The organism is Lewinellaceae bacterium (assembly GCA_020636135.1).
Lineage (GTDB): Bacteria > Bacteroidota > Bacteroidia > Chitinophagales > Saprospiraceae > JAGQXC01.
The window spans coordinates 62671-79791 of sequence record JACJYK010000004.1 but is presented as its reverse complement, the minus strand read 5'-3'; the positions used below and the strand labels follow the sequence as shown (position 1 = coordinate 79791).

The window sequence follows — 17121 nt, the reverse complement described above, 5'->3', positions numbered from 1 at the left end:
AATGAATCTAATCAAGTCTTAGCTTTAACTTTAAATTGGGAGAGAAGCAAGCAATGGTGCTTAAGCGGTCTTGAAAACCGTGCCAACCTTTCTGGTTGAGGGTTCGATTCCTTTTCTCTCCGCATACTTGTTAGACAATAAGTAAGTAGGTAGATGAAATAAGCCTAGTGATAATTTGTAGAAAATAAACATTCCAAAAATTATTATTGTGTGAAAGCTTTGATTCGGGAGAAGTTAATTTCGGAAATTAAATTGGCATTCAAAGGTGTCAAATTAGGAAATGGTGTTGGTTTGTATGAAGCTATGGGTATAGATGATTATTTGCCAAGAAGTGAACAATTACAATTGCGATTAAAAGATGAAAAATATAACTGGTCAAATATTTCATTTTCTAATATTCAAGATCGCTCAAGTTCATTGTCTTTTTTTGATGCAGAAGGAATGCGATTCCATTTACCTCAATTTATGATCTATGATATTATCAGTAATCATGATACGGCACTTTTCACTTTGAGTTATAAATTGGATACTTTGGAAAGTAAAAATAAATTTTGCTTGCTCAATGAAACCCAAATTCTAGCGATAATTCATTATCTTGATTTTCTTAAGATAAATTTGGAAACGGATTATCAAAATTGTGCTTTAAATCCATCGGATATAAGGGAAGATATGGATTATAAGAAAATTATACCTGCGATTAAGTACTGGGTTAGTAGATTGAAGCGGAAGTAGTGTCCCAGAGGAAATCAAATACACAAAGATTTAACTTTGTTAAATTATTTAGAAGAAGATGGTTTGAATAGTTAATTATTTTGGTTAGGTTTTTAGAGTTTCTTTTGCTTCTTTTGGATTAGAATGATTTTATATTTTAATAGATAAGTAAAAAATAATATAGTTACTATGAATATAATAAATGGGATAAATAAAATATTTGTATTTTTCTCTATTATAGAATTTCCATAAATTTTAAAATTAGCCCAGTAATAAGGATTTTTATAATCATCATTAATGTTGCTATTAAGATATTCTAGCTTGGCTTGATGCAGCGATTGAGTAGCATCATTTCCGTGGTGCATGTTAATAAATAGGCGATTGGAAAGTTCAAGGGCAACATGGTCGTCGAGATTCCATAAAGTAGCAATATGATTTTGACAGCCTGCCATTCGGAGAGATTTTCCCAATGACATGAGTCCTTGCGCTTTAAATACATTACTATACCCAGTCTGGCAACCGCTGAGTATAACCAGCTTGTGCCTCAAATCCAATTGTGACAATTCTCCAAAGCTTATCGAATTGCTAATTGTTTTATTTTGTACGGGATCATCTAAAAGTATTTTTGATTGGGTGAACTCAGCGTCACTAGCTTCGGCATGAGTCGCAAAATGGATGACGCCAAATTTGGGATAGTTTTCTATAAATTGATGTTTAACATCGGTGTTGGAATTGATCCTTATGGCGTCGCTGAAGCTTTTAGCAGCTTCTTCTATTTCTTGTGTATTGTAGATCAAGTTAAGAACGCCATTAAATTTTGGTGCTATTCCCAAATAATTATTTTCAATAGTTTTAATATTCGTGTTATTATTTAGTGAAAATTCATATTGGAAGGTGAAATCAGCTATTAGAAATTGAGATTCAGAAAAATTCGATACGTCGCTATTATTTTTAATCAAGGATTCAAATGGTAAATAATAGAGGTACTCGTCTGGAAGAACTATTATCTTACTCCCGATTGTTATCCCGTCGAAAATTGGTTTCAGTTGTTGGTATATCTGAGCACTTTTGTTTATAATGTCTTGTTTCGCGCAATTGTTCCTGGATTTTAGACAATTAAAGTAAGAAATAACTTGATTTTTGAGATTTGGCAAGTTTAGATGATAGTATTCTATCTGTCCTGTATTTGCTTTAATGGCCAGAACCGAACTGTCCGTCACAAAGAAGTCAAGGATAGTTAATTTGCTATATTGGTTTTCTAAAAAAAGGCTATTAGATGTGTGATTAATAACTGAGATTTGTGTTGTCTTATTAATTGAATCTAATTTTATATTGAGTTCCGTTATCTCCGTCGCTAGTTGTTGTCTTAGGCTGTCAGAAAGGATTTCATTGGCAAGTTTAGCCCTTTTATTTTCAATGCTATAACTGAGTGTTTGGTAATACTTGTTGTTATTTAATAGATATTTATTTTCTAATTGTGTAAGGATTATGTTTTTAAATATTTCAATGTTGCTTAATAGTTTCTTCGCATCCTCTTCATTCGAAATATTGCTATTCTTTAGAAGCAAATTAATATAATCTTTGAATATATCCTTGATGGATAATTGTTTTTCGGAAATGTCTAATATGTTATTACCTGGTTCTAATTCTTGGGCATATTTAATAGCATTGATAAAATATTCTTCAGCTTCCGAATTGTTAATTTTATTATTAAATTCCAAGGACTTTGCGATACCGTGGCATAGTTTTGCTTTATTTAGGTTATTGTTTAATACATTATTGTTATTCATCAGGGAGTCTAATCGATCATAGATTTCTAGGCCTGACCTATATGCGCTTAGGGAATTTGAATAGTCACCTAATGTTAAGTACGTATTGCCTAGCCGGTAATAGATATCACCTGTGCTGGTATGGTCTCCAAACTCTTGGCCTATAATCTTTAAAGCAAGATTGAGATACTTTATTGTGTTTTGAAAGTCTGTTAGATTGGTGGCTATTTCTCCCAATGTTTGATAACATGAGGATATATCTTTTGATCTGTAACTTCCTTCTTCAGTGAATATCTTGATAGCTTTATTGATGTATTTTCGTGACAAATCATAATCACTTTTATCGAAATAGAGGATGCCTAATTGATGGTAGGAAATGGCCCTCTCTGATTTCATATTTTGATTTATTTTAGAACCTGTAATGCGCAACGATTGATTAAAATACTGTTCTGCACTGACCAGGTTTCCTATTTTGTAGTTGCTAATGCCTAAGTTGTTATATAAATTGGCAATTAATTTATCATCTTTGATATGGTTATATAGGAGTATTCCTAGGGCTCCTTTGTAGTATTCTATGGCTTTATTATGATCATTTACTTCGGTATAGGTTGCGCCAATGTGATTGTAGGTTTCTGCCAGTTCTTGTTGTGGTATCGGATCTAGAGCTTCGTAGATTTCTAGTGCTTTAAGGAAATGGTTGATGGCTTCATCATAATTACCCAACCGGTTTTGCACGTGGCCAATGTTAATTAAACTTAGAGCTACATATTCATGATTATATCCAAAAATGTTAGAGTCAATTTCTATGGCTTTATTGTAACAATTAATTGCTTTAATATATTCCCCTTTTTTGTCTAAGTTAAAGGCATAATTATTGTAATATTCAGATTTAAGATCCGACTTTTCAGAGGGTAAATAGGGTAAATATTCTGTTGCCAGTTTAAATACTCGGTATGCATCATTAATTCTTGATACTGCATTGTAGAGGGCTCCTTGATTTTCCAATATTTCAAATAATAGGACAGTATCTGGAGCGTTACAATTAACAAGGGTCTTTTGAGCGAGTTCTATATTAGTGATTGATTTTTGAATACTATCTAGATAATACGCTGCGATACTAATTCTGAAATATGCATACGCTTTAGTGATCTCGGGTGGATCTCGATAGATGATTTGATGATAAGCGGTTATTGCTTCATTATAACGCTCTACAGAAAAGAGGGAATCGGCAAATTTAATATTATTCTGCGAAAATGATTTTGGTGAAGCACAGATAAATGCAAGTATACTTATAGCAAGGATTAGAGGACATATCAATTTATTCATTATTGTCTATTTAGTTAGCTTTGTTTCCTGGTCGGTTCAATTGAATATGGATCCATAAAATTGATCAATGTAAGGCGATGAAGTATAATTCAATCCAGCCCTGAAAATGTTTTGCTTATTTTAATTCTTCAAGTTGAGAAGGTTTTCATTTTCCAACCTAGATCCAATTGATAGGAATGTTCACATGTGTGACTCAAAAATAGACATATTATTTGGTTTGTAGTACCTTATGCTGGTTAATAATTGGTACACATCTTTTGGTGAAATTGTGCTCACCTCTAGTGTATATGATGTCCCAAACCACTTTCTTCTGGATAATGAGGTTGGATATCCTAAAGCTATAAAGCAATTAACAATTATCATTCCTAGTCATTTTATTTTCCTATTAGATAGACCAATGTTATTTCCATGAATTGGGATTTTGATGAGTAAATAGCATATTTCTTTGGATCAAATACATTGCAGAGGCTTTGATTATATCTGATTTCTAATTGTAGAATTGCGTTTCTTGTGTGCCATGATATACCCAGTCCCGCACAAATGCCGTATTCGGTTATTTTATCTACGGATTGCCCGTAGTATACATTTTTATTGACAATGTCTTTTCCATTAGTGAACCATGAGGGTAGGTCGCGAGAATCTTTCAGAGGGTTGTAATCTATAGGAAGGTTAATTTTTTCTTTTTCTTTAATTAAAGCGGATCCGTAGATTCCTAGATGAAGTAAGTAACTTTTATTACCCTCATCAAAGATAAACTGTGTCATAATTGGGACTTGAATATAGGACGAATGTCTTGTATAGCTATAAGGTTGACTTATATTTTCGCTCCATCCTACTTGTTGTAGGTTTAATTCAAGTTGAATGCCATGTCCCTTCTCCTCTATATATTTAAAGACGAACCCGCTCGTATATCCTATATCTATTTTGGTATTAATATTGGCATCAAATGCCACCTGATGAATATTGATTCCAGATTTTATTCCCCAATAAGATTCTTTTTTAAATTCATTTTGCGTATGTGCTGTGATATTGTAGATTGAAGCGATGATTACAGTTAAATATATTTTCATAATAGGATTATTTTAGGTCTTTTATTTATGCCTTGTTGGTATTATATCTAAAAAAGAAAGCCAGTTCATCAGAACTGGCTTTCTTTTTTAGATCAATTATTTAATCTTCTTTACTTAGATCTAAGGTTTCTACAATTTCTGTGTCTTCTGAGTCAGTTATTGTGTAGACTCTGAGAGGGTCTCCGAATCCTGATTCAATTTCAGTTATACATACATCATCAACATGGAATTTGGTTGCATATTTATTGCCATAGAAATTTATGCCATGAATTGATTTTCTCGAGTTACCATAGCTATCGATACGAGCATCGGCTCTTAGTATAATGGATACATTATCTATGCGAGCCACAATTAAGTTATATGTTAGATCAAATGAAATAGAGCATCGTATCCATTTATTTTGTTTTACTTTGGTTGCTGCAGTGTATGTATTTCCTTTGTATTTAACTGAAAGGACTCCAGCTTGAATACTTATTCCAAAGCCTTGTTCTTGTCCATCTTTATTTGTTTTTTCAGTAACAAAATCAGCTCGTTTATCTTGGGCAACCCATAATTTAAAATTCATAATATACCATCCAGAGCTTGGTGTTAATCCAGTTAACTCCCGTACTACATCCTGATATCCAAATCTTGGGTAATCAAATTTAACTACTTTATTGGAGGTGTTGCTGGTTTCAAATAAGACTTTGCCGTCATTAGAAAGGCCTTTCCATAGGTGCCAATGAGGTGACTGTAAGGAAATGCCTTCGATATAACTAGCTCTAAGGTCATCAAAATTTTCACACCAACGACGAGGATTGTTTGAAGGCTTATTTTTGCAATTTACTTCAAGGGTGAAGTCGCTTTCTATTTCATATGTTTCTACGATTATGAGGTAGTCGCCTGCATTTAGCATTTCTGTAATTATTTCTTCGTTAGTCCCTGGTTCATCACTTGTATAAAGCTTACTTCCTGGATATCTTCTTCCGTAATTATCAATTAATTCTTCATAAATAAATAAGTCGAGATCGGAATTTAACTTTGAAAGTTTTACAGTAACTTCATCTTTTTGCGTTAAAGTAAAAGAATAGATTTTGTCCGGCTTATTGTAGTATATTTCTATAGAGTTGCTCTCGTTGATCGTTGTGCCATAGGCTTTATTACCGCATGTAATATCTGTTATGGTTTTGCTTCTTGTCATTGATTTCGGTACATTCCATTCGATATCTTGTATTTCTGCTTCCTTCTTAAAGTCACGATAAACTTTTTCTTTCATTTCCAAAACCATGGGATCTTCTGAAGTATATGTTTCAGGAAGGTCTTCACCGGTATACTTTTCTAATTCCTGAGAAACATCCGTCAGATAATTATCCTTATTACAGGATGTGACCAAGAATAGAAGTGTCAATATTGCCAATGATAAGATCTGTGTTTTCATACTAAATTAATTAAAGTTTGTTTTGATTATTTGATACATCCTTTGGTGTTTGTTTCCAGGAAAGGTCACCTCTGACACTCAAAAAAATTTAGTGATAGGTATTACCAACTATCCATTAGCAATTTACCCCGGTCAACTATGATCATTTGATTGCCTCTAAAGCTATAGGAGCAGGGATCAAAGGTTTCGCCGTTTAAGTTTGATGTAGATACGGAGGTATGGACAACTAGTAGCTGAAGCATCTTAAGGACTTTGAAAACGTGAACCGCCAGGTCAAGCGCATGTTTGCTGATATGAGTCTGGATCACCAACTGCTAAAAGATGTATTGGAAAAAAAGTTCTAAAGCCTTCTGAGCGAAATAGGCGAGTGCCCCTCTGACCCCCTAAATAGATGGAGAAAATGCGCTTAATTTTATAACCATAAAAAAGAGTGCAAATGACTCGTCACAGAAGGAGCTTCACGGTAGCTCAGAAATTAGAAATCATACAATTTAGCAAGCGACATGGGGTAACACGAGCACGCCGGGAATATGAATTGTCGGATAGTGTGTTACGTCGGTGGATTGACCGTTATGAAAAGGATGGCTCCATCGGACTGGAGAATCGATCACCAGTGGTAAAGACCGATTTAGAAGTTGAGAATGAGCAGTTGAAACGAGAGTTAAAAGCGTATAAAGAGATGCTGGCGGAAAAAGAGCTGGCCTTGCGGATCAAAGAAGAGCTGCTAAAAAAAAGCCAAATACGCTTGAAGAACGATTGATGGTCGCAGAAATGTTCATAGCAGAGGGGCATCCGGTGCGTCTAGTATTGAAGTACACCGGTGTTGCATCGAGTACTTACTACGGCAGGAAAACACGTAGAAATACGAACGGTAAACGTGGATGTCGGGCATCGGAACACACGATGACCTATTCGGGACAATGGGTCTGGAATGAACAGGTCGTAGAAGACATCAAATGGATCCTGGATCAAGAGTTTGTGGATTATGGATACCGGAAAGTCACGCGATGGCTGCAACAGTCCAGGCATTACATGATCAACGAAAAGAAGGTATAGTGTTTGATGAAGGAGCATCAATTGGTCAACAAGAAGAAAAGGCAAACAAGGCCCAGGGACAGGGAATGGGTCAAGGATCTGTTACCACCATGCCGTATCAGTCTGGAGTATCTGGAAATAGATATCAAATATGGCTATGTCCACGGGCAGCGTCGCAATGGGTTAACGGTTATCGTGATCGATGTAGAATCCCGTTGGGTGCTGATCAAGAATCATTGCTGCCAACTAGTAAATGTCCAAACGTGGACCAACATAAAATTTTCATAAGTGTATCGTCTTTTAGGGGGGTAGCCCAAGAATTGAAGGACACACTGCTTGGGAAAGCTTCTTTATTAAGTAACAAAATAGTGGATCATAAATTATATGAAAGTCGTTATGTTTTCTGACCGATGAATTGCGAACTCTTCTTTACGCGTATTTGGTATATTTTGATTTAAGATAATAATGATTATGTAATTAATTGATAATTAGAGTATTTGATTTCCTACTTGGTTTATTTGCAATGATTAATACCTGTTGCTTCGATGATCGAGGTCTTGCTTATGGACGTACAGAGTTGTATAATATGCTTTAGATCTTCAAAAATCATGAGCTGGTATTTATATCAATATGTGAATAGTCTTTTCTCTTTCGATTATTTTTAATATATTCATATAATGCAACTTTTGAGGAGACTGTCCTCAATGTTGATTTTGATAGTATTTTATTTCGACAATTAGATTATTAGTGTGTTTATCTTACCCAAAGGGGATGGGTAATCTTCCTACTACGGTGATATTATACATCCTGGTGCTATTTTGGTACCAACCCATAACTATAATTTTCATGATTTTGTTTGGTTGGCTCTCTACCCTTGTCTATAGGAAAATGTAACAATCTAAGGATTAGTTGACCAAATGACCTTAGACACTGGGTTACCTTTGAATGATCGTAACACTAAGCAATGTGTGTTATTTTCAAACTGACTAATATTAAATCTTATGAATTTGAATAGGCTACTGGAATCAAAATTTAGGTATTGTTTGTAGATAAAGCTTGAGGTCGATGCTTAAGCTGTATCGCTTGCTTTTACGAGAAAGGGGTCTAAAACTTTCTCTCTTTAGAAATCTGATATTCAATTCTGTATTTTATCACTTCCCGATCATTTAGGAATTAAAATTATTTGCCATGAAAAGAATTACTGCATCAACAATTATTAAGTCTGCCCTCATTACTTTTGTTCTATGTTCTTATGTTGTTTCTGTCAATGCTCAAGTGTGTAGGCCAAAGAACATTCACAATCAGTTTTATATGCTGGTAGGCAAGGCTCAATTCCATGAACCAGGTGTTGCAGAGTGGCTTCAGCACGATGGGAATATTCATGCTGAGCTCGGGACCATCTTGTATTTTAACAGAAGGAGTTCAAAGCACCTCTTTTATGGTCTTAATTGGACGATACTTTCAGCGAATTACTTTTATCACGAGACGGTTATCGGAGCTACTCAATTTGGCCCACAATTATCACTCAAGATTGCAAAAGGAATAGTATTGTCTGGAGGGTATCAATACCGGTATTTTGGAATGATCCCTTCTATTGAAGATGATCTGACCATCTATCAGAATGGCGCACATGCTGTTAATGCTTCTTTGAAAGCGGGCCCGGTCATAGGGAAGGTGGAATTTCAGAGAGGCAATCTTAGCGACGGCGAAGAAGCCGAAATCAGACTCGATTTAGTTCAATTTTCAATTGGTCTGAGCTTTTAAAAGCTTGGAGATATATAATCACATTTAAATTTAAAGGCTATGAAAAGAATATTAATACTTATACTGGTGCTTCAAGCTGCAATATTACAACTGGTTGATGCTCAAGTTCCTGGTTGTAGTGACGCCATCCCAATGGTTACTAATTCTGAAGAATTAGTAGGTGAATATACGCTAACTTCTACAGGATCGGAAATTAAGCTTAATTATTGTGAAGGCGAGTTTTCTACGGATTTCTATAAGATATTCAAACTACCGAATGGTCAATACAATGGCTATGTTTGGACAGGAAACCATGATGTTTCTTTATATTTTGCGCCGTGTTGTGGAGATAGAAAATGTAGCCCTCAATACCCTATTTCTCAATGGACTGGTGAAATTAACTTATTGGAAGCAGGTTTTTGTGTGACTAGTAATAGCGGGTATATTATTGCTTGGGCTGATCAGGTTGAGACATTTCGGCTTTATTTTAGAAATAATGGAGGATCAGTTACATGTGAGGAAGAATCTTATTGTTCAACATCTATTCCAAATTGTAATGAGGCTACAAGTATAGTATGTGGGCAGACTCTTAATGGAGATTTACGTAATGAAACGAACAATTTTGTTCGAGAGCATTATTTGGGATGCGCTCCATATATTGAAAGTCAAACATTCTCGGGAGGAGATAAAATATATAGTTTTAAGAAGGAGCGGAGTTCTGATGTTATTACCCTTGAATTGGATCATAGTACAAGTATTAATTTGACTATGAGCATAATAAACTGTAATAGTGGGGGAGAAGTAACGAATATTGAATGTATAGGAGATGCAAAGAACACACCTACTGATGACTCGCCGTTCCCAGATGGGGAAATATGGAGTGATGAAGGTTCATTGCCACCTGGAACCTATTATGTAGTAATAGATGCTGTTGATAAAAGTGAAGAGGGTAGTTATAGTTTGAATATGCACTGCACAATTGCTGCTCCGAATTGTAATGAAGCTACAAGTATAATATGCGGGCAGACTCTTAATGGAGATTTACGTAATGAGACTAACAATTTTGTTCGAGAGCATTATTTGGGATGTGCTCCATATATTGAAAGTCAAACATTCTCAGGAGGAGATAAAATATATAGTTTTAAGAAGGAGCGGAGTTCTGATGTTATTGCCCTTGAATTGGATCATAGTACAAATATTAATTTGACTATGAGCATAATAAACTGTAATAGTGGGGGAGAAGTAACGAGTATTGAATGTATAGGAGATGCAAAGAACACACCTGTTGATGACTCGCCGTTCCCGGATGGAGAGATATGGAGTGATGAAGGTTCATTGCCACCTGGAACCTATTATGTAGTAATAGATGCTGTTGATAAAAGTGAAGAGGGTAGTTATAAATTAAAATTTTCATGTGAAGGTTGCCCGAGTGAAGATTGTACTAAGGTGGCAGCTACACTTAATTGTGATAATAATGAACGAACAGGAGCCATCAATAGCCTCGATGGGAATGAATTTAATTCGAATTGTAGCTATAGACCTTCAAATTGTTACAATGGAGATTTAGAATTTGATGGTGATGATGAAGTAATACGAATAGATATCGGAGATACCCCGAAAGATATCGTCATTGACTTGATGGGTTTAACGGGCAATCTGGATATGTTTTTATTTGATCAATGCACCACAGGAGAAGTGTCTGGATTAGTAGGATGTATTGGTAATTCGATTCAATCAGGTACAAATAGTGAGCGAATATCCGTACCAAATGCATCCGGCACCTACTATTTGGTGATCGATACGTATCAGCCCGGGATCAGTTCAGGTTATAAGTTAACACTAACCTGTGAGGATGACTGCGAAGAACTCACCCCATCTGAAAATTGCATCGTTTTCGTTCCGTCGTCAGTCGGAGGAGACCAATATGATTTCACGTTGTTGTCAATCCCTGAAGTAGACGGAGCGACTAACATCAGGTGGTGCATCAATGGGGGTAGTGAAATAGTAGCTACTGGTGAGTACACCACCCTTCAATTCCCGGGAGAAGGCAGCTATGAGGTTTGTGTAAAATTTGAGATACCAATTGGTGAAGGAGGTTACGTTTGCCGGAAGATTTGCAAACAGATATGTATCTACGATGATCAGGAAGAGGCATGTGATCTGGTCGATTATATCTATACAGGAAAAGGATTTATCTATCGCTTTTTTACCGAAGGCCTTGCAGGGGATCCATTGCTCTATATTAGAAATAAGGAAACGGGAATGGCAAATAATCCCAAGATTATATTGGATAATGCGGTAGGAGATGAAGATGGTGGCGTAGAAGGTGAAATCACCCTGGATTTGACAGAGTACATTACCAGGGGTGATGTGGTGATCTGCTTTGAGTACTACGACAAAGATGGATGCCTGCAGGTTTGTTGCAAAGAATTGTGCCAGGTCGCCATGCCAGAGTATATCTATGATTGTGGACCGGGGATCATTACGGCTTCGTATGTGGGTACAGAACAGGAGGTGTATACAGGAAGCTACCGTTACCATTTCACACCGACTTTACCGGCAGGCTCTACCGTGGCAAGCTGGTCAGCCAATGCTGAGAATGGAGGAGAAGGCTTCTATGCAACGAGTGAGGAAGCGGAATTCTTATTAACAGACGTAGCGGAGACGAGTACGACCTATTGGGTATGTTGTACGTATCGGACATCCGATGGTTGTGAGTATACCTGTTGCATCAATGTCTGTTTGACCAACCCATATACCTGTTATGAGTCGGGATGTGAAGTGATGAATGTAATAGCCTGTGAGGATTTTGAATATGAAGATGGCAGTTCAATTACCCAACAAAACCCAAGTGACTGGTATGTGATGGATGGCCGGTTTGATGCGGATGTTTATGACGGTAAATTGACAATAACCTCCTTGATATCAACTGCAACGGGTGTTGGATACAGAGTCCCTAATGGTATATCTTATCCATATAAAATTAGTTTTGATTTACAACCATTTATCGGGTTGATTGAAATGGAATTTGCGTTTGTTCATGACAAAAATGTATTGGAGCGAGCAATTTTTAAAGCTCCGGCAGGCCAATTCGGATCTTTGGAGTTGCCTGTTATTACCGGGAATGCAAAATTTTCAATGGTAGTAAATAGTAATAATAACGGTTCCGTTTACATCAATGACATATATACCGGAGAGATAGCTTTTAATACAAATATTACCGGCATTGAATTTTACGGTGATGGTGGTTTTTATGAAGTGGATAATTTGTGCATTTTCAGTTGTGGAGCGCCTTGTGAGGATGGCTATGCGGTGATCAACAGTCCAGGTGAGGTAGCTTATTGGACGGATGCTTATGGAAGGAGATTAAGTATTTATGATGGAATGAGTACCATTAATATACCCACGTACGGCCAGGGAGAAGAGCAACCATATGTTTATTGCTATTATTATGAGTGCATGGATACTCCGGAATATGCCGATGAATTGGCAGCGTGTTGTCTCAAGGTTTGTTGTATTCCGATCCCGAGATGTAATTACTGTGCAGAAACATGTTGCACGGATGACAGTGGACTCCTGAATATAGTGGACTCGTTAGTATCTGATTGTAATCAGAGTGGTTCACTTCTGTGTCCTTTTTATGAGATCTATTCATGCAAATACAATGGACAGTGCGTATATAAATTGCATTTCGATGACCCAACAATCATTGATGAAGAAGGCGGGAGAGTTTATAGTTGTAATGGAACATTGTTGTTCTCGTATAATGATTTTGCAACCCAACCAGGGGATCCGGTAACCCAATTGACGGATTGTGCCCTGATTTGGGATTCAAATAACAGTTATTATCCCAAATGTGATCCGGGTAATTGTACGTCAATACCAGAAAACAAACCATGCTTTTGGTACACGCCCGTCTCTGAATCAAATGCCCTTGATTACAATTTTGTGTTTGCTGACCGGGAGGAGACTCAAGGAGCCTCGAACATCAAATGGTATGTTGATGGGGATGAGCGGTACAGTGGAAAGACTCCGAAGATGAAGTTGCCTGTCTCAGGAATGGTAGAAATCTGTGTCCGCTGGGAAGTTAATACCGGAGAGATCACGAAGTGTTATGAATATTGCCGCAAGATCTGCATAGCCGATCCGTTCAATTGTCGGCGATTTCGCTGGTATCCTTCGATTGGCAGGGATGATCGGTTGACTTTCATAACCGATGACGAAGATATTCAGGTTTTGCGTTGGGATTTGCATGATGACCAGGAGACGGTGGAGGCCATTGTGGGCAACCAGACCGAAGTTCAGTTCAATTATGGATTTACGCCCGGGAACTCACTTTATGTAACCCTCACGTACTACGATCTGACAAGTAAATGTGTCCGTATTTGCTGCCGGAAAGTTTGCATTCCTGATAAGCATATCCCGGTTGATCAGGTCGATGAGGGACTACAAATCTTTTATATGGGTTCAGGAGGACCGACCTATCAGTATAGGGTAGGACTGGATGTGCCCGAAGCTCAGGACATTACCTGGATCATTTCTCCGGAAAGCGGTGAAGGATCAATTATTGAAGCAGACGGGCCAAATCCACAAATTACTTTCCCTGGAGCAAATCAGACCTGGCTAGTCTGTTGCTATTACAAAGTCAATGGATGTTATTATGTGAAATGCACCCGTCTTTGTATCCAGGACCCGACAATTTGTTATTTATTCGATCCGGTATGGGATAATGGAATACTTATGACATCCGTTGAAGATACCTTGCAGGGCGTGATACCCATATATTGGCAGGTAGATCAAAATGACCCGGTGAGTCCTGGCAGTTGGTCGCTCAACATGCCTTATGAAAACCAGCCAAAGTACTGTTACTTCTATTACCTCGAGCCCCATACGATAGGTGAACTAGTTTATTATTGTTGGAAGGTATGCTGTGTGCCGGTGAACCCTGGAAATTCGGGAAATTGCAAGCAGCTTGGATGTGAACCATTTGCAAATTATTCGCCCTCAGCTCCCTTGTCCCAGCAGAATGGTCGTTGGAAAGTGGTTAATGGATATCCCGAATGTTCGGCCCAGTCCGGTCATCTTGTGGTAAAACAGGACAATAATTTCCAGGCTTGTTATTCAGAGTATTTATTGGAAGATGGGCCAAACCAGGGTGACATAGCAGAAATTAGCTTTGACATCCAATTGATTCCAGAATTTGGCCAAACACCTTTAGAAACCGGCGGAGCGGTCGTGGCTTTATATGGGGACTACGCTAATCAGGAAAAGCAAGTTTATCTGGCTTTCCGCCCCTCTGCGGATCAGACCATTGACGTGCGTATTACGGATGTGTATGAATCGCCCAACAATGATCAGCCTTATCCTACTAAAGTTAATCAGGTGATGCCAGTTAAAATCCGTTTGATCCGTTCATCCCAAACCGTGGAGGTCTACATAGAGGGAGAATTGGTTGCAACTGGCGCGAATTCCGGAATTACGCATTTCGAGTCCATACAGTTCAATGGAGAAAATACAGCCAGACCCTATGAATTTTGGGTGGACAATATTTGTGAGTTGGAATGTGGAAGTACAAGCTCAAATGGTGATTGTTGCGGGGATAATTGCTTTACGTATATCCGTCAATCAGATGGTGGATATGTTTTTGGAATACCGGATTTTCCTCCCTGCATCGATGTTTGTCCCAGGCTCAATGTTTATAGGAATGGAGCTTTAGTAGATTCCTTATTTGCAGGTGTACCTTACTATTTTCAAAGTGAGGGCGAATACACGGTTTGTTTGGTTTTTCATGATTACATATTAGGCATAGATAGTGATCCGGTATGCTGCCTGGATATAATGGTTGGAACTTGTAATGGAGATCTGCCTTCTGCTACCATCTGGATGCAAGATATCGACGGAGGACAAATTTTGGGAGTTTCAGAGGTAACTGGGAATAACCTAAATTACAACTGGCAAGTCTGGAATGCTGATGCGATTGTCCTGAGTGGGAATACGGTTTCTTTTTTTATTCCGGAAGAAATAAATTTCACATGTGTTTGTCTGGTTTTGGCCAATGAATGTGGGATATTTCGGACTTGTGCGACATATGCTTGCACGTTCAGTGAAAGCCCCGTAATTGAAGTCTTGGAGAAAAATGGCGTGGATGTAACGCTAGCTATTCGTCCTGAAGTTTTAAATGCAGAATACATATGGCATTTGGGAAATGGAATCACGTTACAGACAAGTAGTCCGGTGGTCTCCTACACTTATTCTGAAGAATCTACTTATCAGGTGTGTGTGGAAATACTTTATCCATGTATTGGAGATAATTGTTGTAGAATTTGCATCTGTTCCACTTTACAATTGGGATGTTGCACAGAAGTAGTAAAACCTTTGATTTTTGGAAATATCAAGGATATACATTCAAGTGCTATTAAGAGTGCCTCGGTAAATTTGAGCGGGCCAGATAAGTCACAATCATTTTCTGATTCAAATGGTAACTATGAATTTAAGGATTTGGTAAAAGGCCAAAGTTATGAGGTAGGTGTTAACCATACTTCATTACATCCAGGGATAAATATTTTGGATGTATTGCGGCTTCAGGAGTATTTATTTATTGGAAAAGAATTTGATAATTCTTATCCATTGATTGCATCGGATGTTAATCGTGACAATAAGTTAAATATCCTTGATCTGCTTGAATTGTTCTACTTCAACCTGGGATCATTGGCCACTTTTACTGGTTCAGTGGAGTGGGAATTTATCCCGTCTCTCGATGTAATCACCGATGAGCAGGCAATAAAACACCTTTATCGTACAGGTTACACAGTCAGTAACCTGCAAAATCCTGTAAAAGCTGATTTTGTTGGTGTTGAAGTTGGAAATGTTTTTGATAGTAATTCTTCCATTCCCTCTTTACAGTCTCGCGAGGATGGCTTTTTTGAAATAAGATTGCCAGATATACAGGTGTCAGTAGGTTCTGAATTTGAATTGCCTGTCCATATTAAGTCAGATGAAATTCAAGGGTTCCAATTTGAAGTTCACTGGGATCCCAAAGTTTTTCAAATGACAAATGTAGATCAGTTATTAAATTTGAACAACTTTGCAACTGATAAAAACTTCTTGTTGAAATCAGAGATAGGTGCATTAAAAATCTCCTGGTTTGATTTTCAGCCATGGTCATCGGATGTAGAGCAGGTTCTATGCCATTTACATTTTTCAGTCATCACCAAAAATGCAGGCTTGGATTCAATTCGTATTTTTGAACCAATCGCAGCAATTGGAACAAATGTCCTTCCAAATCTAATAAAAGGTAGTGCAATTACAATAGATAATAATTCGGTTGGGTATGGGAAAATTGACCTGCCTGAAGGTGTAAAGGTATATCCTATACCTGCCAAGCAAGTATTAAATATTGAAATGCCGGATCCTTCTACTAAATGGTTGGATATTAGAAATGTACTCGGTGAGCTTGTCATCCAAAATACTAAAAATGACCACGGAGGATCTCAAATCAATGTTCTAAATTGGCCAAGGGGGTCTTATTTTGTAAGAGTTCTTACGAATCAAGGCCTGCGCGTAATCCCTATTCTCATCCAATAATTGTTTAGTGCGTTATTTACTATTATAAAAGGAGGCTGTTCCATTAGAGAACAGCCTCTTTTTTATTCAGGTGGATTTTTCGACTCTCCTAAAATTACAAACTAACGCGTTGAGTGGTTAAGCTATGATTAAATCATTTCGCGCAATCGATAGACTATCAGTTAATTATGTAGAATATTGCCTTTTAGAGCAGTACCCCAATCATATATCTAAAGCATTTATAACTAAACTACTTAGGCTTTCAAGGCTTAGGCCAAAGAATATTTCGAAGTTCTACTAATTGTCATCCATTTGGGTTTACTATTTTGAACCAAACTTTTATTGCTGCAGCTTTTTGTATTTCATTTATTCGAAGTGGTTGTTTTTAGATACAACAGTTGGATTTGAATTTTGATTGCTATACTAACATGATTCAAGCAAGTTACTTCTTCAATTACACATTATTCTAGTTTCCTCCCTTTCATTT

General features: G+C 37.3%; 9 protein-coding genes and 1 tRNA gene. 7 read left to right on the top strand and 3 right to left on the bottom strand.

Annotated features, from left to right (window positions below; translation table 11 throughout):
* The first annotated feature begins 38 nt into the window (after nucleotides 1-38).
* Both H6570_22250 and H6570_22245 read left to right on the top strand, forming a co-directional pair.
* A tRNA-OTHER gene (locus tag H6570_22250) sits at nucleotides 39-122 on the top strand.
* Between the two features lie 88 nt (nucleotides 123-210).
* Complete coding sequence (locus H6570_22245; protein MCB9322019.1) at nucleotides 211-732, top strand: hypothetical protein; 522 nt, start codon at nucleotides 211-213, stop codon at nucleotides 730-732.
* Nucleotides 733-824: 92 nt separating this feature from the next.
* On the opposite strand, the gene H6570_22240 is transcribed toward H6570_22245, so the two are convergent.
* From H6570_22240 to H6570_22230, 3 genes are all read right to left on the bottom strand, one after another.
* Complete coding sequence (locus tag H6570_22240) at nucleotides 825-3806, bottom strand: CHAT domain-containing protein (GenBank protein ID MCB9322018.1); 2982 nt, start codon at nucleotides 3804-3806, stop codon at nucleotides 825-827.
* Nucleotides 3807-4180: 374 nt separating this feature from the next.
* Nucleotides 4181-4876, bottom strand: coding sequence for a PorT family protein (locus tag H6570_22235; GenBank protein ID MCB9322017.1), 696 nt, complete (start codon nucleotides 4874-4876; stop codon nucleotides 4181-4183).
* 100 nt (nucleotides 4877-4976) lie between these two features.
* A complete protein-coding gene (locus H6570_22230) occupies nucleotides 4977-6293 on the bottom strand; it encodes a hypothetical protein (protein MCB9322016.1) in 1317 nt (438 codons plus the stop codon).
* A gap of 436 nt (nucleotides 6294-6729) precedes the next feature.
* Here H6570_22230 and H6570_22225 point away from each other — a divergent pair, with 436 nt between their 5' ends.
* The 5 genes from H6570_22225 to H6570_22205 all read left to right on the top strand — a co-directional run bounded on the left by H6570_22225 (nucleotide 6730) and on the right by H6570_22205 (nucleotide 16655).
* Nucleotides 6730-7053 carry a transposase gene (locus H6570_22225; GenBank protein ID MCB9322015.1) on the top strand — a complete coding sequence of 108 codons (324 nt, stop codon included), beginning with the start codon at nucleotides 6730-6732 and terminating at the stop codon, nucleotides 7051-7053.
* Complete coding sequence (locus tag H6570_22220) at nucleotides 7053-7349, top strand: hypothetical protein (protein ID MCB9322014.1); 297 nt, start codon at nucleotides 7053-7055, stop codon at nucleotides 7347-7349. Before H6570_22225 ends, H6570_22220 begins: the two co-directional genes overlap by 1 nt.
* Nucleotides 7350-7355: 6 nt before the next feature.
* Entirely contained in the window at nucleotides 7356-7616 is a 261-nt protein-coding gene (locus H6570_22215) for a hypothetical protein (GenBank protein MCB9322013.1), read from the top strand.
* A gap of 900 nt (nucleotides 7617-8516) precedes the next feature.
* Nucleotides 8517-9092: a hypothetical protein gene (locus H6570_22210; protein ID MCB9322012.1), complete on the top strand. Its 576-nt coding sequence runs from the start codon at nucleotides 8517-8519 to the stop codon at nucleotides 9090-9092.
* A gap of 39 nt (nucleotides 9093-9131) precedes the next feature.
* Nucleotides 9132-16655, top strand: a complete 7524-nt coding sequence (locus H6570_22205; GenBank protein ID MCB9322011.1) for a T9SS type A sorting domain-containing protein — start codon at nucleotides 9132-9134, stop codon at nucleotides 16653-16655.
* The last annotated feature ends 466 nt before the right edge of the window (nucleotides 16656-17121 follow it).

What these genes read in the sequence shown, in the direction of transcription:
- H6570_22220 (MCB9322014.1), top strand. Translation starts at nt 7,053, where the DNA reads ATGGTCGCAGAAATGTTCATAGCAGAGGGGCATCCGGTGCGTCTAGTA.
- H6570_22225 (MCB9322015.1), top strand. Translation starts at nt 6,730, where the DNA reads ATGACTCGTCACAGAAGGAGCTTCACGGTAGCTCAGAAATTAGAAATC.
- H6570_22235 (MCB9322017.1), bottom strand. Translation starts at nt 4,876, where the DNA reads ATGAAAATATATTTAACTGTAATCATCGCTTCAATCTACAATATCACA.
- H6570_22230 (MCB9322016.1), bottom strand. Translation starts at nt 6,293, where the DNA reads ATGAAAACACAGATCTTATCATTGGCAATATTGACACTTCTATTCTTG.
- H6570_22205 (MCB9322011.1), top strand. Translation starts at nt 9,132, where the DNA reads ATGAAAAGAATATTAATACTTATACTGGTGCTTCAAGCTGCAATATTA.
- H6570_22215 (MCB9322013.1), top strand. Translation starts at nt 7,356, where the DNA reads ATGAAGGAGCATCAATTGGTCAACAAGAAGAAAAGGCAAACAAGGCCC.
- H6570_22240 (MCB9322018.1), bottom strand. Translation starts at nt 3,806, where the DNA reads ATGAATAAATTGATATGTCCTCTAATCCTTGCTATAAGTATACTTGCA.
- H6570_22210 (MCB9322012.1), top strand. Translation starts at nt 8,517, where the DNA reads ATGAAAAGAATTACTGCATCAACAATTATTAAGTCTGCCCTCATTACT.